General features: G+C 59.0%; 24 protein-coding genes. 11 read left to right on the forward strand and 13 right to left on the reverse strand.

The genetic code is table 11. From position 1 onward, the window contains the following. Window positions 1–99: 99 nt before the first annotated feature. Entirely contained in the window at window positions 100–990 is an 891-nt protein-coding gene (cho, locus tag RHN82_RS00790; protein WP_199802062.1) for an excinuclease Cho, read from the forward strand. Here the strand turns inward: cho and ves are convergent. The 7 genes from ves to RHN82_RS00825 all read right to left on the reverse strand — a co-directional run bounded on the left by ves (window position 968) and on the right by RHN82_RS00825 (window position 8,546). After that, on the reverse strand, window positions 968–1,525 hold the full coding sequence (gene ves / locus RHN82_RS00795) for an environmental stress-induced protein Ves (protein WP_017384666.1): 558 nt from the start codon (window positions 1,523–1,525) through the stop codon (window positions 968–970). The genes cho and ves overlap by 23 nt on opposite strands. A gap of 167 nt (window positions 1,526–1,692) precedes the next feature. After that, on the reverse strand, window positions 1,693–2,187 hold the full coding sequence (spy, locus tag RHN82_RS00800; protein WP_015570753.1) for an ATP-independent periplasmic protein-refolding chaperone Spy: 495 nt from the start codon (window positions 2,185–2,187) through the stop codon (window positions 1,693–1,695). A 336-nt stretch (window positions 2,188–2,523) separates the two neighbouring features. After that, on the reverse strand, window positions 2,524–3,489 hold the full coding sequence (gene astE / locus RHN82_RS00805; RefSeq protein ID WP_047051482.1) for a succinylglutamate desuccinylase: 966 nt from the start codon (window positions 3,487–3,489) through the stop codon (window positions 2,524–2,526). A gap of 9 nt (window positions 3,490–3,498) precedes the next feature. Next, window positions 3,499–4,824 (reverse strand): N-succinylarginine dihydrolase, encoded by a 1,326-nt coding sequence (gene astB, locus RHN82_RS00810; protein ID WP_047051483.1) that lies wholly within the window; start codon window positions 4,822–4,824, stop codon window positions 3,499–3,501. Further along, window positions 4,811–6,298, reverse strand: a complete 1,488-nt coding sequence (astD, locus tag RHN82_RS00815; RefSeq protein WP_047051485.1) for a succinylglutamate-semialdehyde dehydrogenase — start codon at window positions 6,296–6,298, stop codon at window positions 4,811–4,813. Before astD ends, astB begins: the two co-directional genes overlap by 14 nt. Then, window positions 6,295–7,329, reverse strand: coding sequence for an arginine N-succinyltransferase (gene astA, locus RHN82_RS00820; protein ID WP_015570755.1), 1,035 nt, complete (start codon window positions 7,327–7,329; stop codon window positions 6,295–6,297). Before astA ends, astD begins: the two co-directional genes overlap by 4 nt. Further along, entirely contained in the window at window positions 7,326–8,546 is a 1,221-nt protein-coding gene (locus RHN82_RS00825; protein WP_047051487.1) for an aspartate aminotransferase family protein, read from the reverse strand. The genes astA and RHN82_RS00825 overlap by 4 nt, the downstream gene beginning before the upstream one ends. A 433-nt stretch (window positions 8,547–8,979) precedes the next feature. On the opposite strand from RHN82_RS00825, the gene xthA reads away from it, so the two are divergent. From xthA to RHN82_RS00855, 6 genes are all read left to right on the forward strand, one after another. Continuing rightward, complete coding sequence (xthA, locus tag RHN82_RS00830; RefSeq protein WP_047051489.1) at window positions 8,980–9,786, forward strand: exodeoxyribonuclease III; 807 nt, start codon at window positions 8,980–8,982, stop codon at window positions 9,784–9,786. A 6-nt stretch (window positions 9,787–9,792) separates the two neighbouring features. Then, window positions 9,793–10,476: a TVP38/TMEM64 family protein gene (locus RHN82_RS00835; RefSeq protein ID WP_047051490.1), complete on the forward strand. Its 684-nt coding sequence runs from the start codon at window positions 9,793–9,795 to the stop codon at window positions 10,474–10,476. A 6-nt stretch (window positions 10,477–10,482) separates the two neighbouring features. After that, complete coding sequence (locus RHN82_RS00840; RefSeq protein ID WP_072203531.1) at window positions 10,483–11,652, forward strand: ABC transporter substrate-binding protein; 1,170 nt, start codon at window positions 10,483–10,485, stop codon at window positions 11,650–11,652. After that, window positions 11,625–13,154: an ABC transporter permease subunit gene (locus RHN82_RS00845; RefSeq protein WP_047051491.1), complete on the forward strand. Its 1,530-nt coding sequence runs from the start codon at window positions 11,625–11,627 to the stop codon at window positions 13,152–13,154. Before RHN82_RS00840 ends, RHN82_RS00845 begins: the two co-directional genes overlap by 28 nt. Continuing rightward, on the forward strand, window positions 13,154–13,774 hold the full coding sequence (locus tag RHN82_RS00850; protein ID WP_047051493.1) for an ATP-binding cassette domain-containing protein: 621 nt from the start codon (window positions 13,154–13,156) through the stop codon (window positions 13,772–13,774). The genes RHN82_RS00845 and RHN82_RS00850 overlap by 1 nt, the downstream gene beginning before the upstream one ends. A gap of 73 nt (window positions 13,775–13,847) precedes the next feature. Continuing rightward, window positions 13,848–15,155 carry a sulfurtransferase gene (locus tag RHN82_RS00855; RefSeq protein ID WP_047051528.1) on the forward strand — a complete coding sequence of 436 codons (1,308 nt, stop codon included), beginning with the start codon at window positions 13,848–13,850 and terminating at the stop codon, window positions 15,153–15,155. Here the strand turns inward: RHN82_RS00855 and RHN82_RS00860 are convergent. Next, window positions 15,152–15,769 (reverse strand): CDP-alcohol phosphatidyltransferase family protein, encoded by a 618-nt coding sequence (locus RHN82_RS00860; RefSeq protein WP_047051495.1) that lies wholly within the window; start codon window positions 15,767–15,769, stop codon window positions 15,152–15,154. The two genes, RHN82_RS00855 and RHN82_RS00860, sit on opposite strands and share 4 nt — an antisense overlap. Continuing rightward, window positions 15,759–16,331 (reverse strand): carboxymuconolactone decarboxylase family protein, encoded by a 573-nt coding sequence (locus tag RHN82_RS00865; protein ID WP_047051496.1) that lies wholly within the window; start codon window positions 16,329–16,331, stop codon window positions 15,759–15,761. The genes RHN82_RS00860 and RHN82_RS00865 overlap by 11 nt, the downstream gene beginning before the upstream one ends. Window positions 16,332–16,406: 75 nt before the next feature. Here RHN82_RS00865 and RHN82_RS00870 point away from each other — a divergent pair, with 75 nt between their 5' ends. Beyond that, complete coding sequence (locus RHN82_RS00870) at window positions 16,407–16,820, forward strand: pyrimidine (deoxy)nucleoside triphosphate diphosphatase (RefSeq protein WP_047051498.1); 414 nt, start codon at window positions 16,407–16,409, stop codon at window positions 16,818–16,820. Here the strand turns inward: RHN82_RS00870 and RHN82_RS00875 are convergent. Beyond that, window positions 16,783–17,055, reverse strand: coding sequence for a YnjH family protein (locus RHN82_RS00875; RefSeq protein WP_047051500.1), 273 nt, complete (start codon window positions 17,053–17,055; stop codon window positions 16,783–16,785). The genes RHN82_RS00870 and RHN82_RS00875 overlap by 38 nt on opposite strands. 225 nt (window positions 17,056–17,280) lie before the next feature. Between RHN82_RS00875 and gdhA the strand changes: the two genes are divergently transcribed. Further along, a complete protein-coding gene (gdhA, locus tag RHN82_RS00880; protein WP_047051502.1) occupies window positions 17,281–18,624 on the forward strand; it encodes an NADP-specific glutamate dehydrogenase in 1,344 nt (447 codons plus the stop codon). A gap of 114 nt (window positions 18,625–18,738) precedes the next feature. Here the strand turns inward: gdhA and RHN82_RS00885 are convergent, their stop codons facing one another. The 3 genes from RHN82_RS00885 to RHN82_RS00895 all read right to left on the reverse strand — a co-directional run bounded on the left by RHN82_RS00885 (window position 18,739) and on the right by RHN82_RS00895 (window position 22,377). Then, complete coding sequence (locus RHN82_RS00885; RefSeq protein WP_047051503.1) at window positions 18,739–20,661, reverse strand: DNA topoisomerase III; 1,923 nt, start codon at window positions 20,659–20,661, stop codon at window positions 18,739–18,741. A 4-nt stretch (window positions 20,662–20,665) separates the two neighbouring features. Then, window positions 20,666–21,709: a selenide, water dikinase SelD gene (gene selD / locus RHN82_RS00890; protein WP_047051505.1), complete on the reverse strand. Its 1,044-nt coding sequence runs from the start codon at window positions 21,707–21,709 to the stop codon at window positions 20,666–20,668. 116 nt (window positions 21,710–21,825) lie between these two features. Beyond that, window positions 21,826–22,377, reverse strand: a complete 552-nt coding sequence (locus RHN82_RS00895) for an NAD(P)H nitroreductase (RefSeq protein ID WP_023303509.1) — start codon at window positions 22,375–22,377, stop codon at window positions 21,826–21,828. A gap of 167 nt (window positions 22,378–22,544) precedes the next feature. On the opposite strand from RHN82_RS00895, the gene sppA reads away from it, so the two are divergent. Next, window positions 22,545–24,401 (forward strand): signal peptide peptidase SppA, encoded by a 1,857-nt coding sequence (gene sppA, locus RHN82_RS00900; protein WP_032653247.1) that lies wholly within the window; start codon window positions 22,545–22,547, stop codon window positions 24,399–24,401. A gap of 62 nt (window positions 24,402–24,463) precedes the next feature. Next, the gene (ansA, locus tag RHN82_RS00905; RefSeq protein ID WP_023303507.1) at window positions 24,464–25,480 is read left to right on the forward strand and encodes an asparaginase; all 1,017 of its coding nucleotides are present in this window, start codon (window positions 24,464–24,466) and stop codon (window positions 25,478–25,480) included. Window position 25,481: the final 1 nt, after the last annotated feature.

Consider the following 25,481-nt stretch of genomic DNA (forward strand, 5'->3'; position numbering starts at 1 on the left):
AAAACGGTAACTCCGCTTTGCAGGCCGGGTAAGGCGTAGCCGCCACCCGGCTCTTTTTTAACCACCGAACACCTGCTACACTGTATGCCTGAACAGTATATGGAGCAGTATGTGAGCAGGCGTCAATCCGCCCCGCGTCTTGAGTTTGAAGCGGCGGCTATCTACGAATATCCCGAGCATCTTCGCCCCTGGCTTGAGGCACTGCCTAAACAGCCTGGCGTCTATTTCTTCCACGGCGACAGCGACACCATGCCGCTCTATATCGGCAAAAGCGTGAATATCCGCAGCCGGGTGATGTCGCACCTGCGTACGCCGGATGAAGCATCGATGCTCAGGCAGTCCCGGCGGATCACCTGGATCGAGACGGCAGGCGAACTGGGTGCGCTTCTGCTCGAAGCCCGGCTCATCAAGGAACAGCAGCCGCTGTTTAACAAGCGCCTGCGCCGCAACCGCCAGCTGTGTTCCTTGCAGATTAACGCAGGAAAACCGCAGGTCGTTTATGCCCGGGAAGTGGATTTTTCGCATGAACCCAATCTTTACGGTCTGTTTGCCAATAAACGTGCCGCACTGCAAACCCTGCAATCCCTGGCTGATGAATTACAGCTTTGTTACGGCCTGTTAGGACTGGAAGCCACCACCCGCGGTCGCGCCTGTTTCCGCTCCGCGCTGAAACGCTGCGCCGGGGCGTGCTGTGGAAAAGAGAGCGTTGAAGAACATCATGCCCGGTTTATGGCTGGCCTGGCCTCTATCAGCGTTAACTGCTGGCCGTGGGAAGGCGCGGTGGCGCTGAAAGAAACCCGCGATGGGATGACGCACTATCACATCATCCGCAACTGGCTCTGGCTTGGCGCCGTTGAAAGTCTGGATGACGCTACCGCTCTGCTGCGCACCCCTGCCGGTTTCGATCAGGATGGTTACAAAATTCTCTGCAAGCCACTGTTAACCGGAAAATATGAGATCATCGTCCTCAGTGACCCGGCAGCCAGGTAATTTCACTGAACAGCAGCGACCCCTTCGTTTCCAGTAAACGGAGGGTATGGCTGCCCGCTTCCCAGCTGGCGCCCTGATCGGCGGTCAGTAATTTGTCGCCCAGTTGCCAGGCGCCGCTTAATACGAATGCCACCCCACCGCGTGATGCGAAGGTAGTGAACGTCCGGGTAGCAACGCGCACCTTTGCCTGGCAGCAATCCCGTCGGGTCATGATGTTGAAGTCCATCGACATTTGCCCCTCTGTGAGCACGGCTTTCACCGCCAGATCGCCCGCAAATCGGTAAGGCTGATGATGCTTCAGGGTATGACAAAACGCCCTGCCTGCATCCAGGGTCACCTCGCCGCCCTCCAGCAGCGTAATCACCCGGTCAACGCCCGGGAACGCGGAAAATTCGCCGTTACTGGCGATGGAGGCAATACTGGCCCGCCAGAAAAAATCCCGCGTCGCGGGAGGAAAACAGCAAATCTCACGCGTCTCACCCGCACCATTACGCCAGAGACTGACCGGCATTTTACGGATATCAAAGAATTCCATGACCACTCCTGAAGGACGCACCGTGCGCCAGGGCATTTTCACAGACGTATTATCGGCAGCAGTCAGGCCAGACCTTAGGCATGGGATAAAAGAAAAACCGCCGGTCCTGTCCACAGCGTTTTCGCTTTTGTAGACAGGAGCCCGGCGGTCTTAAGAGAGTGAACCGATTATTCGGTTGGTGCAGGCATTTTACCTTCCGGCGCTGCACGTTCTGTCAGACGCTTCTCAAAATTGGCATTAAATTGCTTTTTCTGTTCCGGCGTCAGAATGTTGTAAATCTTGTTCTGGGTTTCCATGTGGGCCAGCATGCGCGCTTTATGCTGCTCGGCCATTTTGTCGATCTGCGCTTCCGCTTTTGCTTTATCGAAGCTGTCGCTGGCAATGATGTCATGCATTGCGCGGCGCTCTTCCAGCGGAGGACGTTTCATCTGGTCACGCTGGCTTTTCATGATGTCGCGGATCTGCTGCTTCTGCGCATCGGTGAGGTTCAGATCTTTAAACATCATCATCTCATGGTGCATACCCGGCTTGCCTTTATGATGCATCATCATTTTGCCTTCCGTCGGCGCGGCGGTAGTGGTCGCGGTATCGGCGGCGAACGCCATGCTGGTAGCGCCCAGAGCCAGGGTAGAGGCAACAAACAGTGCAGTTAATTTACGCATAATGTCTTTCCTTACTTTCAGTTATTCTTCGGCGCTATGCCGTGTTGACGAGATTAACTTTACGGGGTTTATCGTCAATTAGTCAGAGCAACGGTAAAACAATGAAAGTGTAAAAAACAACTTTTCGCCAATTGTGGAGAAATTAAGGAAAAGCGTGGAGAGATGAAACAAAAATATTCAACAGGATGATTTTAAAGAGATTATGGAGAAGTATAGCGAAGTGCCGTTTAATAATAAAGCAATTCTCCAGGAATATTCCGCAAACAATACCAGAGCGCTTTTAACGCTAAGAAATTTATTCTTCATTTCCCCTCCGGTCTGCGCGAGGGGAGACGATCAGAGCATTTTTTCCAGCATCAGGCCAGCTCGCAAACCAAACGCGACCGACGGATTAGGAAATAAAACATATTCCGTGGATTTCTGTACCGCATAGCGCGTCTCACCATCTTCCGCCAGCAGGACGCCCTGGCGAAACGGCGTAAAGTTCAGCGTATGGGGCGCCATATGTAGCTGGAAAGCCTCGCTTTGACGCGTGATCTGCTGCACGACCCGATAGCGCACAACGGGTTCCCGGGAGGGTTCCGGCGCAACCCCGGCGAGCAACGCCCGAAGCGCCTGATGCGTAGGGGCAAAACGCGTCAGGTCGTTTTGCCCGAACGGCAGCGCTTTTCCCAGCTCCAGGGTGCAGGATAACGCGCCAACATTCTCGCAGGTGAAGTGGGTAAACGTGCCGCCTGGCGTCTGGTGGAAGACCAGCGCCTCCAGCCCCGCGTCGCCAAGCCAGGTCAGAAACGCCTCATCCCACGGCTGATCACGCTGCGGTAACACGCCAAAACGCACGTGGTACGAGGCGCGAATGGCCGTATGCAGATCGAGATGCCAGCGCGTTTCCCCCGCCCCGGCAAAAAACGCCGTGACCACCTTCTCCAGCCATTGCGCGCGAGTCGTCTCATCACTCTGTGGAAACTGCGCCCAGCGACCACCAAACATGCGGTTGATGTCGCTCACGAGATACCGCTTGTTTTGCGCCAGCGCAGGCGGATTTCCCAGCACCACCAGCAGACGGCAGTGCAGCGTGATCTCTGCGCGATACAGCGCGCGCAGCAAAAGATCGACAATCTCCACGGGCGCGGTTTCGTTTCCGTGAATGCCGGTCGAAAGCAGCAGCGACAGGTCATATTCCCCCGTCGGCGTCAGTTCAAGCACGCCCGGCCCCAGCCATCGCCAGTGGAACGAAGGGCCTTTCCCCTCGTGCCGCTCCGGTGTCTCTTCAGCCAGCGTTAGCGCCAGTAGGTTTTCCATATCGTCTCCTTAGCGCTGGAACGGATAAACCGATCCCAGTTGCAGGATGGTCGATAATGCATCCAGCGCCTCGCGGCCTTCGCGCAGCAGCTGCGGGTCAACCAGATCGGCCTGAACCAGACGGTCGCGATAATAGCGGTCCACCCAGTCATTGAGGGTATTGAACAGCGTGTCGTTCATCATCACCGCCGGATTCACGGCCTGCATCTCCTCCGGCGTTAACACCACGCGCAGTCGCAGGCACGCCGGTCCCCCGCCGTTGGCCATACTTTCCCGCAGATCAAACACGCGCAGTTCATCAATCGGGTTATCCGCCTGCACCAGTTCGCTGAGATAGCGCCAGACGCCCTGATGGTTGCGGGACTCCTGCGGCAGCACCAGCATCATGCTGCCGTCATCCCGGCTCAGCAGCTGGCTGTTGAACAGATACGTTTCGACCGCATCCTGCACGCTTACCGCCTGCGTGGGCACCTGAATCGGCATAAATCCCGGCACCCGTTCGCGCAGCGTGGCCAGCAACTTTTCCTGATGGGCAAACGCCTGCTCGTGGCAGAACAGCACCTGACGGTTGGAAACGGCAATGACGTCGTTATGAAACACGCCCTGGTCGATCACCTGCGGATTTTGCTGGGCAAAAATCACCTGAGAAGGATTAACCTGGTTCAGCCGCGCAACCGCCTGGCTTGCGGCTAAGGTTTGTCTCGCCGGATAACGAACCGGCGCGGCGTGGCCGCCCTCTTCCCGTCCATAGATAAACAGCTGTAAACCCGGATCGCCATAGTCGCCGCCCAGACGGTTGTGGTTTGCCGCCCCTTCATCGCCAAACATCGCAACCTGCGGCAGCGCCGAATGCACCTCAAAATGAGCATCATGATTAAAAATGGCGCGCAGCACGCGCCCGGTGGTCTCCGCTTCGCTGGCGCGGTGGAATTTGTTGTTCAGGTTAGCAACGGTCAGATGCACTTTGCCGTCCAGCGTATCCGCCGACGGCGCGACGGTGGCGGCATTCGCCACCCACATCGAGGAGGCTGAACTGGCCGCGGAAAGCAGGTGTGGCGTCTGCGTGCCTGCTTTTTCCACCACCTGTTCATCCGTACCGCTGAATCCCAGCTGGCGCAGCACGGCCACGTTTGGGCGCTCCTGCGGCGGGATCACCGCCTGCGGGAAACCGGCATCGGACAGCGCCTTCATTTTCAGTAACCCCTGCTTCGCCGCCAGCTTCGGGTTCGAGACCTGGAAACGGTGCTTCGTCGAGGCTTCATTACCGAACGACAGCCCGGCATAGTGGTGTGTCAGCCCCACGAGGCCGTCAAAGTTAACCTCACGCGCTTTCATGGGCGTCACCCTCTGTAAAATCCAGCCCCGGATTCAGCGTCTCCGGCAGCGTCAGCGCCGGGGTTTCCAGGCTTGCCATCGGCCACGCGCAGTAATCGGCGGCATACCAGGCGCTGGCACGATGGTTGCCCGACGCCCCTACGCCACCAAACGGCGCGGTGCTCGCCGCACCGGTCAGCGGTTTGTTCCAGTTCACGATCCCGGCGCGCGCTTCCAGCAGCAGCTGTTCGAATTTCTCGCGATGCGGCGATATCACGCCGCTCGACAGGCCGTAGCGGGTGTTGTTGGCCATCTCGATCGCCGACTCAAAATCGTCATAGCGCCAGACGCACAGCAGCGGGCCAAAGACCTCTTCATCCGGCACGTTGCTCGTCGCACTCATCTCAATAATCCCCGGCGTCAGCAGCGACGTGCCCGGCTGAACCAGCTTCGGCTCCAGCAGGGTTTTCGCCCCGCGCGCCACGTGCTCCTGCCATGCTTTCAGCACGTTCAGCGCCGCCTGCGCGGAGATCAGCCCGCCGATAAACGGCTGCGGCTCGGCATCCCATTTCGCGGGAACCAGGCGCGCGCTCACCTCCACCAGACGCTTCAGGAACGCATCCCCCTGCGCGCCGCGCTTAACCAGCAGGCGGCGGGCGCAGGTGCAGCGCTGTCCGGCGGTAATAAACGCCGACTGAATGGTCAGGTGGACCGCGGCATCGATATCATCCGGATCTTCCACAATCAGCGGGTTGTTGCCGCCCATCTCCAGCGCCAGAATTTTTTCCGGCTGCCCCGCCAGCTGACGATGCAGCTGATACCCCGTTCCGGCACTACCGGTAAACAGCAGACCGTCAATGTCGCTCAGCGCACTCAGCGCCTGACCGGTTTCACGCCCGCCCTGCACCAGATTCAGCACCCCCGGCGGCAGCCCCGCCTGCTCCCAGAGTTTTACCACTGCTTCTCCGGTTAAGGGGGTTAACTCACTCGGCTTGAAGATGACGGTATTCCCCGCCAGCAGCGCAGGCACAATGTGCCCGTTCGGCAGATGCCCGGGGAAGTTATACGGGCCAAACACCGCCAGCACCCCGTGCGGACGGTGGCGCAGCGTGGCGGCGCCGTCTGGCATCTCGGTATGCTGCTCGCCGGTGCGGGTATGGTACGCCTTCACCGATATCGCAATTTTGTTGATCATCGCCGTGACTTCGGTTGTTGCCTCCCAGCGCGGCTTGCTGGTTTCGCAGGCAATGATGCGGGTCAGCTCGGCCTTATTAGCCTCCAGCAGCGCAGCAAATTTCTCAACCAGCGCCTGGCGCTCGGAGAATGGCCGTTTCGCCCATGCCGGAAACGCGCGGCGTGCAGCCTGGCAGGCCTGCTCAACCTGCCCGGCGCTGGCGTCGTTCCCCGACCAGAGCACCTCCTGGCCGACCGGGTTAGTTTTTGCCCGCGCGTCACCTTCGCCCGTTACCCAGTCACCGTTAATCCATAGAGTCATGCTGTTTTCTCCTCAGGGCAGAGCCGCACCAGGCGAACCGTGTCGCCAGCGTTACATTTCAGGGCATCCAGTTGCGCAGCCGTCAGTACCAGACGCTCGCATGTTGGGTTGGTTCGCACCAGCATGGCGCGGAAGTTGGTGTAATTCTCGTTCGAGACCAGGCAGGCTGGCCACTCGCCCGGCGCGGGCTGGCCTTCTGAAACCTCAACCAGGCGGCTTTTACGGATGGCGCGAACGCGGTCAATGTCGCATTCCAGCGTCGGGCCGCCGTCGAAGATGTCAACGTAGTTACGGTAGCGAAATCCCTCTTTCTCCAGCACCGCGCGAGCCGGAGCGGTTTGCGGGTGAACTTCGCCGATCACCGCCTGCGCTTCCGGGGTTAAGAAATGGGTATAAATAGGATGCTTCGGCATTAACTCGGCGATAAACGCCTTCTGACCGGTACCGCACAGGTAATCCGCCCGACTAAATTCCATGGAGAAGAAGCGTTCGCCCAGACTCTCCCAGAACGGCGAGTAGCCCGTCTCATCAATCACGCCGCGCATCTCCGCGACCACTTTTTCGTTGAAGCGGTCGCGAAAGGCGGCCATAAACATAAAGCGCGATTTGGAGAGCAGATAACCGTTGCCCTCTTTGCGCCAGTCCGGATCGAGAAACAGGGTGCAGAGTTCGCTGGCGCCGGTATGGTCATTACAGAGGAAGAGCGTCGGCAGCGCGTTGTAAACGTTCAGCTCTTTCGAGGCGTGGACCATCGTGCCGACGCGGTAGTTGTACCACGGATCGTTAAGCCCGACGGCCACCTCGATAGCGCAAATCCCCGCCACGGTTCCCGTGTCAGTATCTTCCAGCACGAACACATAGCCCTGTTCGCTTTTTGGCAACGTCCCCTGCCAGGTTTGCAGGGCGCGCTCAATGCGCGCCGACAGCGTTTTTTCATCGGCAGGCAGCGAGGTCAGCCCGCCCCCTGTCTTACCGGCAAGCTGCATAAGCCCGGCGAGATCGCCGTGCGCAACGGGACGGATGACCATCATGATGACACCCCGGCCTTCACCTGTTCGCAGGCCAGCGCAAAACGATCTAACCCGGTTCTGACCTCTTCCTCGCTGACGATCAGCGCAGGGGCAAACCGCACCACGTTAGCACCGGCAATCAGCACCATTACGCCCTGCTTTGCCGCTTCCTGTGAAATCAGCTTCGCTTTGCCGGCAAACTCAGGGGCAAGTTCACAGCCAATCAACAGCCCCAGACCGCGGATCTCGTTGAACAGGCCGGTCTGGTTATTGATGGCGGTAAGGCGCTCAACAAACCACTGGTGACGCTGCTTCACGCCGTTCAGCACCTCAGGGGTGTTGATGATATCCAGCACCTGTCCGGCGACAGCGGTTGCCAGCGGGTTGCCGCCGTATGTGGTGCCATGGGTGCCCACGGTCATCACGCTGGCGAATTTATCGGTGGTCAGCATCGCCCCCACCGGGAAACCGCCGCCGAGCGCTTTGGCTGTTGAGAGCACATCCGGGGTCACGCCATAGTGCATGTAGGCGTACAGCTCACCCGTGCGGCCCACGCCGGTCTGGACTTCGTCAAAAATCAGGACCGCGTTATGCCGATCGCACAGCTCGCGCAGCCCTTGCAGGAACGCTTTCTGGGCGGGCATGACGCCGCCTTCCCCCTGCATGGGCTCGACAATCACCGCACAGGTGGTGTCGTCAATCAGCTCGCTGGCAGAGTGTAAATCGTTATACGCCGCATGACGGATATCCGGCGGCAGCGGTGCAAAATCCTGAGAATATGAGGGCTGACCACCCGCACTGACGGTAAACAGCGTGCGACCATGAAAAGCATTTTTAAAGGCTACGATGCCGCTCTTGTGCGTGCCGAATTTATCATGCGCATATTTGCGCGCCAGCTTCAGCGCCGCTTCGTTCGCTTCCGCGCCGGAGTTACAGAAAAAGACTTTGTCTGCGAAAGTGGCGTCGATCAGCTTCTTCGCCAGACGCAACGCCGGTTCGTTGGTATAACCGTTGCCGGTATGCCAGAATTTCGCCGCCTGGTCATTCAGCGCCTGCCGCAGCGCCGGGTTTGCATGCCCCAGCGCATTCACCGCAATCCCACCCGCAAAGTCGATATACTCTTTGCCCTGCTGATCCCACAGGCGAGAGCCTTCCCCACGTACCGGAATAAAAGCCGCCGGAGCGTACACCGGCATCATCCATTCATCGAAATTTTCACGCGTAACTGACAGAGACATAGCGACCTCATCCGGTAAATAAAAGGTTGTTTAAATGTTAAATAATTGAGTGTTTGCACTGTGAATGTAGATTGCAGCGTTCGTGCCAGCCAGCGATAAAAATGCATAAACGGGTTGGGGTAACAGAATATCAATGAGTTACAATATGGAGTTATTCACTTTTAATGCATAAATAGTGAATATTTTTACGACAAGCGGCGCTTTGCCGCATGAAAACAAGAAAGAGTATGCAGAGGCCAAATATAATTCTGGAATTGTGATCGCTCGCGAAATTTATCGGTGCTTTACGCCCTGTTCGAGGGCAAAACGCGCCGAAATGGTGCAAATATTGCACCGTCGGCATCATCTGTCGCAGTAATTGGGCGAAGCGGATAACAGACGACGTAAATTCTGCTACCATCCTTGCACTATTCACCTTGCATTGGCAGCGACTATGAAATTTGTCTCTTTTAATATCAACGGCCTGCGTGCCCGCCCTCACCAGCTTGAAGCGATTGTTGAGCAACATCAGCCAGATGTGATCGGCTTGCAGGAGACAAAAGTTCACGACGATATGTTCCCGCTCGAAGAGGTAGCGAAGCTGGGCTATAACGTTTTTTACCACGGTCAGAAAGGCCACTACGGCGTTGCGCTGCTGACCAAAGATACGCCGGTGTCGGTGCGTCGTGGCTTCCCGGGGGACGGTGAAGAGGCGCAGCGCCGCATCATCATGGCGGAAATTCCTTCCGCGCTCGGCAATGTGACCGTCATCAACGGCTATTTCCCACAAGGTGAAAGCCGCGATCATGAAACCAAATTCCCGGCCAAAGCGAAGTTTTATCAGGATCTGCAAAACTACCTGACAACCGAACTCAAAAAAGAAAACCCGGTGCTGATCATGGGCGACATGAATATCAGCCCGACGGACCTGGATATCGGTATTGGCGAAGAGAACCGTAAGCGCTGGCTGCGTACCGGCAAATGCTCTTTCCTGCCGGAGGAGCGCGAGTGGATGGAGCGCCTGCTGGGTTGGGGGCTGGTGGATACTTTCCGCACGGCTAACCCGGCGACGCAGGACCGCTTCTCGTGGTTTGACTATCGCTCTAAAGGCTTTGATGACAACCGGGGCCTGCGTATTGACCTGCTGCTGGCGAGCGCTCCCCTGGCCGAACGCTGCATCGAAACCGGTATCGACTATGATATCCGCAGCATGGAAAAGCCGTCCGACCATGCGCCGGTATGGGCAACGTTCAAGCTGTAATCTTCAGTGAATATTAAAAAAATCAGTCTCCTGTGCGCCCTTCTGGGCGCATTTGTTTTGATCGTTGTTTTGCTTCCTCCGGGCATGCTCTCCCTCGACACGCTAAAAATGCACCAGCAAACGTTGCTCGATCGTGTGGAGCAGGCGCCCCTTCAGAGCGCGCTGATCTATTTTGCGGTTTACGTTCTGCTCTCCGCGCTGTCGATCCCCGGAGCCGCGCTTCTGACGCTGCTCGGCGGGGCGCTTTTCAGCCTGTGGGAGGCGACGCTGTTGGTGTCATTTGCCTCGACGCTCGGCGCCACGCTTGCCATGCTCGTCAGCCGTTATCTGCTGCGTGACTGGGTGCAGCGGCGCTTTGCCGCACAGATGAGCACGATCGATGCGGGGATGGATCGCGACGGCGCGCGCTACCTTTTTGCCCTGCGCCTGATGCCGTTGTTCCCGTTCTTTCTGGTCAATTTGCTGATGGGGCTAACCCGTCTCAGGGTGCGTCACTACTGGTGGGTCAGCCAGCTTGCAATGCTGCCTGCCACCGTCATTTATCTGAACGCCGGACGCGAGCTGGGGAAACTCACCTCGCTGCGCGATATTCTGTCGCCGGGACTGCTGTTCGCCTTTACACTGTTAGGGTTATTACCGCTGGTCACTCGCTGGCTGTTTTCCCGTTACATCCCTTCGATTAAAAAGTGAGGCATTATGCGCCGGGTGCGTTTTTGCGCGTTTCTGACGAGTCTGCTGCTGGCAACCTCTGCCTTCGCCGCAGAGAGCTGGCAATCCATTCAGCAACAGGCCACCGGGCAGACCGTCTGGTTTAACGCCTGGGGCGGTGACGAGGCCGTTAACCGCTACCTCGACTGGGTGAGCGGCGAGATGAAAACGCACTACGCCATCAACCTGAAGATTGTTCATCTGGCCGATGCCGCCGACGCGGTGAAGCGGATCCAGACGGAACAGGCCGCAGGACGCAAGAGTAACGGGTCGGTGGATCTGCTCTGGGTAAACGGGGAAAACTTCCGCAACCTGAAAGCGGCAAACCTGCTGCTCACCGGCTGGGCGCAAACCCTGCCCAACTGGCGCTACGTCGATACCCGTAAACCGGTAACGGAAGATTTTGCCATCCCGACCGATGGGGCAGAATCCCCGTGGGGCGGCGCGCAATTAACCTTTATCGCCCGTAAAGCGAGTACGCCGACGCCACCGGCAGATCCCCACGCGCTGCTGGTATACGCCCGACAGCACCCTGGTAAGGTGAGCTATCCGCGACCGCCGGATTTTACCGGCACGGCGTTTCTTGAACAGCTACTGCTGGCGCTGACCGCCCATCCGGAGGCGCTAAAAAACGCGCCAGACAGTACCTTTGCGCAGGTCACCGCGCCGCTGTGGGATTACCTTGATACGCTGCACCCCCTGCTGTGGCGCGAAGGGAACGATTTTCCTCCGTCGCCAGCGCGAATGGATACGCTGCTGGCCAGCGGCAGCCTGAACCTGTCGCTCACCTTTAACCCTGCCCATGCGATGCAAAAGGTGGCGAGCGGTGAACTGCCTGCCGACAGCTACAGTTTCGGCTTTCTCAAAGGCATGATCGGCAACGTCCATTTTGTCGCTATCCCGGCAAACGCCAGCGCGAGCGCAGGCGCGAAGATGGTGGCGAATTTCCTGCTGTCACCGCAGGCGCAGATCCGCAAAGCCAATCCTGCCGTCTGGGGTGACCCGAGCGTGCTGGATGGCGAAAAACTGCCTGCGAAAGCGGCAAAACAGCTTCGCGCCTTTACCCCCTCAGGCACGCCTGATGTACTTCCCGAACCGCACGCCGCCTGGGTTAACGCCCTGGAGCAGGAATGGCTTCGCCGCTACGGAACCCGCTAAGCGGGCTGGTCTGGGCGGCAATGGCGGTCATCTATCTGCCACTGCTTCCCGCCAGCGGCATGCTGCTGGCCCCGGCGTTTTCTCCCGGCAACTGGGCGACGCTGTTTGCCGACCCGCAGCTGCCGCAGGCGCTGACCGCCACGCTGGTTTCCACGCTTATCGCGACGCTGGGCTCACTGTTTGTCGCCCTGACCCTGCTTGCGCTTCTCTGGCCGGGTGAAGGCTGGCAGCGCCTTAGCACCCGTCTGCCGTTGCTGTTAGCCGTGCCGCACGTCGCCTTCGCCACCAGCGCGCTGCTGCTGTTTGCGGAAGGGGGGCAGTTTTACCGGATCTGTACAGTCTGTTCGCCGCAGCTTGACCGCTACGGTATCGGGCTTGGCCTGACGCTTGCGGTTAAGGAGAGCGCGTTTGTTCTGTGGGCAATCTACGCCGCGCTGCCTGAAAAGCGCCTCGCCCAGCAGAAAATTGTCCTGCATACCTTCGGCTACGGACGCATGCAGGCGCTCAACTGGCTCGTCCTCCCGGCCATTGCCCCCGCGCTGGGCGCTGTCATGCTGGCGGTGCTCGCCTGGTCGCTTTCCGTGGTGGATGTGGCGATCGTGCTCGGGCCGGGCAACCCGCCGACGCTGGCGGTGCTGGCCTGGCAGTGGCTCACCCAGGGCGATGCGCAGCAGCAAACAAAGGGAACTTTGCTGTGTCTGGTGTTGCTCCTGCTGCTGGCGGCGCTTGCCGCGGTGGGATACGGCTTCTGGACGGCATGGCGGCGCGCCCAGCCTGACCCCTCCGGGGTTCGTCGCGCTTCGCATAGCGCGCTGCCCGCACGGACGCTGGGCGGGTTACTGCCGCTTTGCGGCGTGCTCTGTGCGCTGGTTCTGCTGATGCTGGCACGCCGGGACGACATCGGCCCCGTCAGCGACAGCCTTTCACTGGGACTGCTGTCCAGCCTGACAGCGCTGGCCATTCTCATGCTCTGGCTTGAGTGGGGACCCCAGTGCGGCGCGGTGTGGATCTGGCTGCCGCTCGCCCTCCCGGCGCTGCCCCTCGTGTCCGGTCAGTACGCCGTAGCGCTGTGGCTGGGCATCGACGGCCAGTACGCTGCGGTGCTCTGGAGCCATATGCTCTGGGTCCTCCCGTGGATGCTCCTGGTGCTGCAACCGGCCTGGCGCAGGCTCGATCCCCGGCTTATCCTCACCGCCAGAACGCTGGGCTGGCGACAGGGGAAAATTTTCTGGTTGGTGAAATGCCCCCTGATGATTCGTCCGGCCCTGCTGGCCTTTGCCACCGGCTTTTCCGTGAGCATGGCCCAGTACATGCCGACCCTCTGGCTGGGCGCGGGACGATTCACCACCCTGACGACGGAGGCGGTCGCCCTCAGCAGCGGCGGCAGCATTCCAATCCTCGCCAGCCGGGCGCTGGGTCTGTTGCTGTTGACCAGCAGCGTATTTGCCCTTGCCGCGCTGCTCTCCCGGCTCGTGGGCCGTCACAGACAAGGATTACGTTAATGCTGACCGTGAAAAATCTCACCATTGCGCCACTTTTACGTGAGGTCAACTTCCGCGTCCCGGCGGGGGAGATCGTCACGCTGATGGGACCCTCCGGGAGCGGAAAATCGACCCTTTTCGCCTGGATGGTGGGGGCGTTATCCGCTGATTTTAAGGCGCACGGCGAGCTGTGGCTGAACGATCGCCGCTGCGATCTGCTCCCCGTGGAAACGCGCGGGATCGGCATTCTGTTTCAGGATGCCCTGCTGTTTGACGCCTTCAGCGTGGGGCAAAACCTGATGCTGGCGCTGCCGGCGCACATCGTCGGGCGGGCCCGCCACAACGCGGTCGAGCAGGCCCTGGACACTGCCGGGCTGGCAAACCACTACGCCAGCGATCCGGCGACCCTTTCCGGCGGCGAGCGCGCCCGGGTCAGCCTGTTGCGCGCCCTTCTCGCCCAGCCGCAGGCATTGCTGCTCGACGAGCCGTTCAGTCGACTGGATAAAACGCTGCGCGCCTCATTCCGGGCGTGGGTATTCGAGGTCACTCGCCAGCGCAGGATCCCGGTGGTGCTGGTCACGCATGATGAGGACGATATTCCGCCCGGCGGGGAGGTAATTGAGATTTCTCGCTGGCAATAATGTGCTAACGCAATGTTTTTGGCTTCAGGAGAGACGACAATGCCACCCTCTTTTAATGACGTCAGGTTTTTCGATGAAACGTGTTTCTCAACTGACCGCGCTGGCCCTGATCTGCGGCCTCGCCTCACTCTCCTCCATGGCGGCTGATATGCCCCACTCCCTCACCCTGGCTCAGCTCCAGACGCAAAACGGCGCGGTAATTGATACGCGCATCAGTGCGTTCTATAACGGCTGGCCGCAAACCCTGAGCGGAACGTCCGGGCATGAACCCGCCGCGCTTAACCTCTCTGCCAGCTGGCTTGGGGCAATGAGCGATGAACAGCTCAGCGGCTGGGCAAAACAGCATCGGCTTACGCCTGACATGCCGGTTGCGCTCTATGGCAACGATGATGACAACCAGACCGTCAAAACGCGGCTGGAGAAAGCGGGCTTTACCCACGTCTCCACCCTGAGCGATGCCCTGCAACAATCCGATCGTCTGCAACGTCTGGCGCATTTCGAACAGCTGGTTTATCCGCAGTGGATCCGCCAGTTGCAGCAGGGCAAACCCGTTACCGCCGCACCGGCCGGAGAGTGGAAGGTGATCGAGGCTGGCTGGGGTGCGCCGAAGCTTTATCTCCTGAGCCACATTCCCGGTGCGGGCTATATCGACACCAATGAAGTGGAAAGCGAACCGCTGTGGAATAAGGTCTCTGACGAAAAACTGAAAGCGATGCTGGCGAAGCACGGGATCCGTCACGATACCACCGTCATTCTGTACGGTCGCGACGTGTATGCCGCCGCGCGCGTGGCGCAGATCATGCTCTACGCGGGCGTGAAGGATGTACGAATTCTGGATGGCGGCTGGAAGGCGTGGTCCGACGCCAGCCTGCCCGTTGAGCGCGGAACGCCTGCAAAGGTGAAGCCAGCCCCTGATTTTGGCGCGCCGATCCCGGGCCAGCCCCGGCTGATGGTGGATATGGAGCAGGCCCGGGGAATGCTGCACCGTCAGGACGCCTCGCTGGTGAGCATTCGTTCCTGGCCAGAGTTTATCGGTGAAACCAGCGGCTACAGCTATATCAAGCCAAAAGGTGAAATTGCCGGTGCGCGCTGGGGCCATGCGGGCAGCGACGCGACCCACATGGAAGATTTCCACAATCCGGATGGCACCATGCGCAGCGCCGATGATATTGCCGCCATGTGGAAAACGTGGAATATCCTGCCGGAGCAGCACGTTGCGTTTTACTGTGGTACCGGCTGGCGCGCGTCTGAAGCCTTTATGTACGCCCGCGCCATGGGCTGGCAGAACGTTGCCGTCTACGACGGCGGCTGGTACGAATGGAGCAGCCATCCGCAGAACCCGGTCTCCACCGGGGAGCGCGGACCGGAAAGCGCACGCTAGCGGGGAAGTGATTTCAGCGTGATATAACCGCTCCAGATGCGCGTTGTGGTGGTCAGCCAGCACAACGCGCCAAACGTCCAGGCAAAGAGCGCGAAATGCGCCGGAAACAGGCAGCACAGCACAAACAGCGCGATAGTCTCCGTTCCTTCCGTTAATCCTCCAATGTAATAAAGCGACTTGTGCGCGTAGCCGGGGTTGTCGATATCATGCTTCCCCGCCAGCGCGGCAAAGGCCAGGAAGCTGCTGCCCGTCCCCATAAACGCGAACAGCAGCCAGGCGGCGGCGATCGCATTATCAGCCGGGGCGGCCAGCGCGAAGCCAAACGGCACCAGGGCGTAGAACAGGAAGTCGAGGGCGATATCAAGAAACCCGCCCGCGTCCGTCAGGCCACGGCGACGCGCCAGCGCGCCGTCCAGACCATCCAGCAGCCGGTTCAGCACAATGGCGATCAGCGCCGCCGGATACCAGCCCAGCGCCAGAAACGGTAACGCCAGCACGCCAATCGCAAACCCGGCGAGCGTTAGGCCATCAGGCGTGATAAAGGGTTTATCCAGCGCGGCGGCCAGCTGATTTAACCCGGGTTTCAGCCGGGGGTGCACATGTTTATCCAGCATGCGGTTTACCTTTAAACGTGGCGCACAGCCCCTGAGCCGGAATATCCAGCGCGGCGTTAAAGCGGGCGGAAAGATTCTGAAAGGCAATCAGAGCCGTCATTTCGGTAATCGTCTCTTCCGTAAAGTGGCGCTTCAGCAGACTTTTGATATTTTCATCCACCTGAGGCGGCGTGGCGCTGACCGCTTCCGCATAGGCCAGCGCCGCGCGCTCCTCTTCGCTGAACAGGGTGGAGTTTTGCCAGTCGCTGACGGCCTGCACTTTATCCAGCGCCCCGCTCCGCTCGGCCAGACGCAGGCTGTTGGCATCAATACAAAATGCGCAGTGGCAGATCTGCGAGACCCGCGTCATTAGCAGCGATCGCAGAACTGGCGTCAAACGCGCCTTGCGCCGCTCCAGATAGCCGACAAACAGCGCCACCAGCCAGAAAAGACGCGGCATACGCCCCCACCAGCGCGTGGGGTTCAGCACCGCGCCGAAGTGTTTTTTCTGCATGACGGCAATGGGGCTGAGGCTGACGGGAAGGGTTTCCATGGGCGCAACCCAGGCGGATGTCTCTTTCACCTGATTCTCCTGATGACTGGACTCTTTGGAAGGGCACGATAATATGTCGTTTTTCGCTATTAATTATTGACGAACATGCTGAAAACACTCGATGTGGTTGCGGCCATCCTCGAAAAAGAGGGCAAAATTTTGCTGGCGCAGCGTCCCGAACATGCCGATCAGCCAGGAATGTGGGAATTTGCGGGCGGGAAGGTTGAAGCCGGTGAGACCCAGCCGGAAGCGCTGATCCGCGAACTGCGCGAAGAGCTCGGCATTGAGGCCGTGCCCGCGCGGTATGTGGCAAGCCACCAGCGAGAGGTGTCGCAGCGGCTGATTCACCTCCACGCCTGGCATGTGCCTGAATTTAGCGGTGAGCTGAAGGCGCATTATCACTCGGCGCTGGTATGGTGCACGCCAGAAGACGCGTTCACGTATGATTTAGCCCCGGCGGATATACCGCTGCTGGACGCGTTTATTCTTTTACGCGACGCCAGACCAGCGGGTTTGTAGTGAGGGTGCGTTCATCACGCTGGCACTGCAACAGTACGCCCTCCGCCCTGACCACTGCGCCTTCGGAATAGTTTTGATCCTGATAGATACAGCACTGATTACACGGCTGCGCACGCTGGCCGCCAGCGCTAAAAACCTCTGGCGGCACGTTGACCTCGACATCCGGGCGAATGCGGTCAGCCTGTGCCCCGGCGGACACCATCAAACATAACGCGGCCATTGCGTAACGGTTCATAGACTTTATTTCCTTTGCATCGTTTATATCTATAACGGTCGATCCCGACGGGATCTTTAATTTATCTCGTCATCGCTTTTGGTTATGACGCGCGCCCTGTCATTAATTTCCCTTGCGGCATAAATTTCTGCTTGCCTCTCAAAGCGGTGCGGGTGGTATAGTCAAAAAAACGACACAAAACATCTCCGCCCCACGCATAAATTATTATAAGAGGTTCTTATATCTATGGATCAGACACGCTCTCTGGAAAGCTTTCTTGCCCATGTTCAGCAGCGCGACCCGCACCAAAGCGAGTTTGCTCAGGCCGTTCGTGAAGTCATGACCACCCTGTGGCCCTTCCTTGAGGAAAATCCGCGTTACCGTCAGATGGCGCTGCTTGAACGTCTGGTAGAGCCGGAGCGCGTCATCCAGTTCCGCGTGGCGTGGGTGGACGATCGCAATCAGGTGCAGGTCAACCGCGCGTGGCGCGTGCAGTTTAACTCCGCCATTGGGCCGTTTAAGGGCGGGATGCGCTTCCACCCCTCGGTGAACCTGTCGATTCTGAAATTCCTCGGCTTCGAGCAGACGTTTAAAAATGCGCTCACTACCCTGCCGATGGGCGGCGGTAAAGGCGGGAGTGATTTCGATCCGAAAGGCAAGAGCGAAGGCGAAGTGATGCGCTTCTGCCAGGCGCTGGTCACTGAGCTTTATCGCCACCTTGGGCCGGACACCGACGTTCCTGCCGGGGATATCGGCGTCGGGGGGCGTGAAGTGGGCTTTATGGCCGGGATGATGAAAAAGCTCTCCAACAACAGCGCCTGCGTCTTTACCGGCAAAGGCCTGTCGTTTGGCGGCAGCCTGATTCGCCCGGAAGCGACGGGTTACGGTCTGGTCTATTTCACTGAAGCGATGCTTAAGCGTCACGGGTTGAGCTTCGAGGGGATGCGCGTGGCGGTCTCCGGCTCCGGCAACGTGGCGCAGTACGCTATCGAGAAAGCGATGGCGTTTGGCGCGCGCGTGGTGACCGCCTCCGACTCCAGCGGTACCGTGGTGGATGAAGCTGGCTTTACGGCAGAAAAACTGGCGCGTCTGTGCGAAATCAAAGCCAGCCGTGACGGTCGGGTAGCGGATTATGCCCGTGAGTTTGGCCTGACCTATCTGGAAGGTAAACAGCCGTGGGGCGTGCCGGTGGATATCGCCCTGCCGTGCGCGACGCAAAACGAACTTGACGTGGATGCCGCCCAGACGCTGATTAGCAATGGCGTGAAAGCGGTAGCGGAAGGGGCAAATATGCCCACCACCATTGAAGCGACCGACCTGTTCCTGGATGCGGGCGTACTGTTTGCGCCAGGCAAGGCGGCGAACGCTGGCGGCGTGGCAACATCCGGTCTGGAAATGGCGCAAAACGCCGCGAGAATGGGCTGGAAGGCAGAGAAAGTGGATGCCCGTCTGCACCACATCATGCTCGACATTCATCACGCCTGCGTGGAGTACGGCGGCGAGGCCTCGCAAACTAACTACGTGCGCGGGGCGAATATCGCCGGGTTCGTGAAGGTGGCCGATGCGATGATCGGACAGGGTGTGATCTAGTTTCGCTGCATTCTCGTCCTTGTAGGCCCGGTAAGCGTTAGCGCCACCGGGCTTTTTTCAGGCCGCAGAGCGGCTTTTCGCCGGGTGGCGGCTTCGCCTTACCCGGCCTACGGTTTAAGCGGTTGTATTTTTGGCTGCGCTTTTCTTCTTTTTGAACGGTTTCTTCGCCCCGCCGCCCGGGGCGACCATTCCCCGGAATCGCTTCACTGGCGTACTGCGCGCCTGGTCAATCAGCTGATAAAGCGTCCCTACCAGCGGCTGCATAAAGTCCTGATAACGGCACTGCTTTTCGCTGATCTGCGTCAGCACCGACTCCCAGTGCGCGGTCATGTCCGGCCTGGCGGCCAGTTCAGGAAGGGAGTGGATGAGCGCCCGGCCCGGTTCTGTTGAATGGATGTAACGTCCCTTTTTCTCCAGGAAGCCGCGCTTAAAGAGCAGTTCGATGATCCCCGCGCGGGTCGCCTCCGTACCCAGACCGTCTGTGGCGCGCAGGATCTTCTTCAGATCTTTATCCTGCACAAAACGGGCGATGCCGGTCATGGCCGACAGCAGCGTCGCATCGGTGAAGTGGCGCGGCGGCTGGGTTTGTCGTTCAACCACTTCGCCCCTCTCGCACAGCAGTTCGTCGCCTTTGGCTACGACCGGCAGCGGCGTGCCGTCGTTCTCTTCGTCACGCTCTTTGTTGCCGAGCAGCGTGCGCCAGCCCGCTTCCGCGAGGAAACGCGCTTTGGCGATAAATTTGCCTTTGGCAATGTCCAGTTCAATAACGCACTTGCGGAACACCGCGTCCGGGCAGAACTGCATCAGATACTGACGAGCGATCAGGTTATAGACCTTTGCTTCGTTGTCGGTCAGGTTGACGTTGCTGGTGCGCGCCGTCGGGATTATCGCGTGGTGAGCATCGACTTTTTTATCGTCCCAGCAGCGGTTATGGGTATCCGGGTTTACCGCCGGTTGCGGCAACAGATCCGGCGCATGGACGCCAATGGCATTCATCACCGAGTGACGACCGGCGAAGTGTTCTTCCGGCAGATAGCGGCTGTCGGAACGCGGATAGGTGATCAGCTTGTGGGTTTCGTACAGCTTCTGGCAGATATCGAGCACGTTCTGCGCGCTAAGACCAAAGCGCTTAGCCGCCTCAATCTGCAACGCCGAAAGGGAGAACGGCAGCGGTGCGGGCTCTGTTTCCCGTTTGTCGTTATAGCTGGTGACGATCGCGGGCTGGCCGGTAATGCGGTTGACCACGTGCTCCGCCAGCGGGCGATGCAGCAGCCGTCCCTCTTCGTCCTGATATGACTCACAGGCATCGCTTGGCTGCCAGACGGCGGTAAAGCGTTCGTCTTTCGGCGTGACGATATGCGCTTTGACTTCGAAGAAGTCTTTGGCGACGAAATTTTCGATCTCTTCGTCGCGACGCACCACCAGCCCCAGCACCGGTGTCTGCACACGGCCCACGGAGAGTACGCCCTGATAACCCGCGTTGCGCCCGAGAATGGTGTAGGCGCGGGTCATGTTGATCCCGTACAGCCAGTCCGCACGGGCACGCGCCAGCGCGGAGACACACAAGGGAATAAATTCGCTGTTGGCGCGCAGGCGTGAAATGGCCCGCTCTACCGCCTGCGGGTTGAGATCGTTGATCAGGCAGCGCTGCACCTGCTGGCGCTTTTCCGGCGCCAGTTCAAGGTAGTCGAGCACTTCATCGACCAGCAGTTGCCCTTCCCTGTCCGGGTCACCCGCGTGGACCACTTCCGTCGCCTCATGCAGAAAACGCTTAATGACGTTGAGCTGTTTGGTGACGGAAGGACGCGGTTGCAGACGCCACTTTTCCGGAACAATTGGCAGATCGTTGAGGTTCCAGCGGGCGTAGCGGCTGTCGTAGACATCCGGCTGCGCCTGTTCAAGCAGGTGACCGATACACCAGGTGACCACCTGCCCGTTACCGCATTCGATAAAGCCGTCGCCTTTGCGATGCGGCTTGGGCAACACATCGGCGATGGCACGCGCCAGACTCGGCTTTTCGGCAATAAACAACCGCATCGAATTAACGGATCTCAATCATCGGGCGACCACCGCGGGCGGTCACCAGCTCACCAATGGCCGTCAGGGTGATGCCAAACTCGGCAGCCGTCGCCTGAACGTCAGCTTCAGCTTCCGGCGTCACCGCCAGCAACAGGCCGCCGGAGGTTTGCGGATCGCACAGCAGGTTACGCCACGCTTCCGGCATTTCACCCATTAAATGGCCGTAGCTGGCGAAGTTGCGCTGCGTCCCGCCCGGCACCGCGCCCTGAGCAATGTACTCTTCCACGCCCGGCAGCTTCGGCACATCCTGATACCAGACCTGCGCCTGCACGCCCGCGCCCTGACACACTTCTGAGAGGTGCCCCAGCAGACCAAAACCGGTCACGTCGGTCATGGCCTTCACGCCGTCGATATTGGCGAATGCCGCACCGGCGAGGTTCATCTGGCACATCACTTCCGTTGCCAGACCGATATGCTCGGGCTTCAGCAGGGATTTTTTCTCGGCAGTGGTCAGTACGCCAATGCCCAGCGGCTTGGTGAGGAACAGTTTGCAGCCCGGTTGCGCCGTGCTGTTGCGCTTCACGCGTTCGGTCGCCACCACGCCGGTGACGGCCAGGCCGAAGATCGGCTCCGGCGCATCGATAGAGTGACCACCGGCCAGGGCAATACCCGCCTGCTGGCAGGCAAAGCGTCCGCCTTCGATCACGTCGCGGGCAATCTCCGGCGGGAGGGTGTTAATCGGCCAACCCAGAATGGCGATCGCCATGATCGGTTTTCCGCCCATCGCAAAGATATCGCTGATGGCGTTGGTGGCCGCAATGCGCCCGAAGTCGAACGGGTTGTCGACAATCGGCATAAAGAAGTCAGTGGTGCTGATAATGCTGGTGCCGTTACCTAAGTCATAAACCGCTGCATCGTCACGCGTTTCGTTACCGACAAGCAGGTTCGGGTCGACAAACTTCGCCTGCTCACTGTGCAGGATGGTCTCCAGCACTTTCGGGGAAATTTTACAACCGCAACCGGCTCCGTGGCTGTATTGCGTTAAACGAATGGTTTGCTCGCTCATGGACGTCTCCTGTCATCTCAATCGCGCTATGGTAGCGCTCATTCCATAAAGAGGTAAGTATGACTGTCTGAATTCTGCGGCGGATGCTCAGAATCCAGACAGTTTAGCGCGGGTGATTAAAAACGGCTGACGAAAGGTGTGGTGTCCGGCACGCTAATGGTGCTGGAGGCTTTAAGCTGCGGGGTGCCGAGATAGAGGAAGCCGACAATTTTATCATGTTCGCCGCAGGAGAAACCTTCCCTCACGGCGGCGCTCCCGGTCAGCGGCCCGGTACGCCAGATGCCGTTAAAGCCCTGCGCGACGGCGGCCATCTGCATTGCCATTACCGCGCAACCGGCAGACATCTCCTGCTCCCAGACTGGCACTTTATGATCGGCCTGACATTTTGCGACTACCGCGATGATCATCGGCGCACGGAACGGCGCGTTGCGGGCTTTATCAATCCCCTTCTCATCCTGGCCTGCGGCAACAGCCCCCTGCTCCAGCAGCTGGCTGAAGCGGTCGCGCCCTTCGCCTTCAATAATAAAGAAGTGCCACGGCTGCAATGTGCCATGGTCCGGCGCACGCATTCCGGCACGCAGAATGTTTTCCAGCTGCTCGCCGACGGGTGCCGGTTCGGCCAGGCGGGAAGCGCTACGACGGTTAACAAGCAGTTCAAGTGCGTCCATTGGTTAACTCCTTTCATGAAATTTACTCACAAAATTAACACGACAGCAGAATTTGTTACAGCGTGGCAGGCGATTCCTGCTGACAAGTGGCGGTTGGGTCATTACGATAACCGCACATTACCGTCCCGTGGCGACGGAAACAGTCCTTTTCTGGTTAGGGAGAATACATGCGAACCCTTTGGCGAATCTTTGCCGGTTTCTTTAAATGGACGTGGCGACTGCTCAACTTCGTCCGCAACCTGGTGATGAACATCTTCTTCATCTTCCTGGTCCTGGTATGCGCAGGTATCTGGATGCATATCAGCAACGCAAACCAGTCGCAGCATTCGACGCGCGGCGCGCTGTTACTCGATATCACCGGCGTGATTGTTGATAAGCCATCGACCAGCAACCGTCTGGGCGTGATTGGTCGCCAGCTGTTCGGCGCAACGTCAGACCGTCTTCAGGAAAACTCCCTGTTTGATATCGTCGACACCATCCGTCAGGCCAAAGACGATCGTAACATTACCGGTATCGTGCTGGACCTGAAAGATTTTGCCGGCGCCGATCAGCCGTCAATGCAGTACATCGGTAAAGCGCTGCGCGAATTCCGCGACAGCGGTAAACCGGTTATTGCCATTGGCGACAGCTACACCCAGGGACAATATTATCTGGCGAGCTTTGCCAATAAGATCTGGCTTTCGCCACAGGGCACGGTCGATCTGCATGGCTTTGCCACTAACGGTCTGTACTACAAATCGCTGCTCGATAAGCTGAAAGTCACCACCCACGTCTTCCGCGTCGGGACCTATAAATCCGCCGTGGAGCCGTTTATCCGCGATGATATGTCCCCTGCCGCCCGTGAAGCGGACAGCCGCTGGATTGGCGAGCTGTGGCAGAACTACCTCGGCACCATTGCCGCTAACCGTCAGATTACCGCGGAGCAAGTCTTCCCGGGCGCGCGCGGCGTGCTGGACGGCCTGCGCAAGGTGGACGGCGATACAGCGAAATACGCGCTTGATAACAAACTGGTCGATCAGCTGGGTTCCAGCGCTGAAATTGAAAAAGCGCTGACCAAACAGTTCGGCTGGAGTAAAGAGGACAAAAACTACAGCGCCATCAGCATGTATGACTACGCCGCGAAAAAGCCGGACGACAGCGGTGACAGCATCGCCGTGGTGTTTGCTAACGGGGCCATTATGGACGGCGAAGAAACGCCGGGGAACGTCGGCGGGGACACCACCGCGTCGCAGATCCGCGATGCGCGCCTGGATCCGAAAGTGAAGGCGATTGTCCTGCGGGTGAACAGCCCTGGCGGCAGCGTCAGCGCCTCTGAAGTGATCCGTGCTGAACTGGCCGCCGCGCGCGCCGCAGGCAAGCCGGTAGTGGTCTCGATGGGCGGCATGGCGGCTTCCGGAGGTTACTGGATCTCGACGCCAGCCAACTACATTGTGGCTAACCCAAGCACGCTGACCGGCTCGATTGGCATCTTCGGCGTGATCAACACCGTAGAGAACAGCCTGGATTATCTCGGCGTCCACACCGACGGCGTTTCCACCTCGCCGCTGGCGGATGTGTCCGTCACCAAATCCCTGCCGCCTGAGGTGTCTGAGATGATGCAGCTCAGCATTGAGAGTGGCTATAAACGTTTCATCACACTGGTCGCGGACTCCCGTAAAAAGACGCCCGATCAGATTGACCAGATCGCTCAGGGCCACGTCTGGACCGGCCAGGACGCGAAGAGCAACGGCCTGGTAGACAGCCTGGGTGACTTCGACGACGCCGTGAAGAAAGCGGCGGAGCTGGCGAAGCTCAAGCAGTGGCACGTGGACTATTATCAGGACGAACCAACGTTCTTCGATATGGTCATGGACAGCATGTCCGGCTCCGTCCGTGCCATGCTGCCGGACGCGCTTCAGGCTTATCTGCCAGCGCCGGTGGCGACCGCGGCGAAAGCCATGAAAGCGGAGAGCGACAAGCTCGCAGCCTTTAATGATCCACAGAGCCGTTACGCGTTTTGCCTGACCTGTGCGAACGTGCGTTAAAAACCGTCCCCTCTTCCCGTGAAGAGGGGATTTTTTCTTTTGAAGAACAAGAACTCATTACCATGCAGAAGAAATCAATTTATGTCGCCTATACCGGCGGTACCATCGGTATGCAGCGCTCAGAAAATGGCTATATCCCGGTTTCCGGCCACTTGCAGCGCCAGCTGGCGCTGATGCCTGAATTCCACCGTCCGGAAATGCCGGACTTTACCATTCACGAATATGAGCCGCTGATGGACTCCTCCGACATGACGCCGGAAGACTGGCAGCATATTGCGGACGATATTAAAGCCCATTACGACCAGTACGACGGCTTCGTGATCCTGCACGGCACCGACACCATGGCGTTCACCGCCTCGGCGCTCTCCTTCATGCTGGAGAACCTGAGCAAGCCCGTCATCGTGACCGGCTCGCAGATCCCGCTGGCGGAACTGCGTTCAGACGGGCAGATCAACCTGCTTAACTCCCTGTACGTGGCCGCTAATTACCCGATCAACGAGGTAACGCTGTTCTTCAACAACCGGCTGTACCGCGGGAACCGTACCACTAAAGCGCACGCCGATGGCTTTGACGCGTTTGCCTCACCTAACCTGCAACCGCTGCTGGAAGCGGGGATCCATATCCGTCGTCTGGGCACGCCGCCCGCGCCAAATACCGCAGGCGAACTGATCGTTCACCCCATCACCCCGCAGCCGATCGGCGTGGTGACGATTTATCCGGGTATTTCCGCCGACGTGGTGCGCAACTTCCTGCGCCAGCCGGTGAAGGCGCTGATCCTGCGCTCTTATGGTGTGGGTAACGCCCCGCAGAACGGTGAGTTCCTGAAAGAGCTTCAGGAGGCGAGCGATCGCGGGATTGTGGTGGTCAACCTCACCCAGTGTATGTCCGGTAAGGTCAATATGGGCGGCTACGCCACCGGTAATGCTCTGGCGCACGCTGGCGTGATCAGTGGTTTCGATATGACCGTTGAGGCAACGCTGACTAAACTTCACTATTTACTGAGTCAGGATCTGGATATTGATTCCATTCGCCGCGCCATGATGCAAAACCTGCGCGGTGAACTGACGCCGGACGAATAAG

Source organism: Enterobacter cloacae complex sp. EB5 (assembly GCF_031432835.1).
GTDB lineage: Bacteria > Pseudomonadota > Gammaproteobacteria > Enterobacterales > Enterobacteriaceae > Enterobacter > Enterobacter hormaechei_C.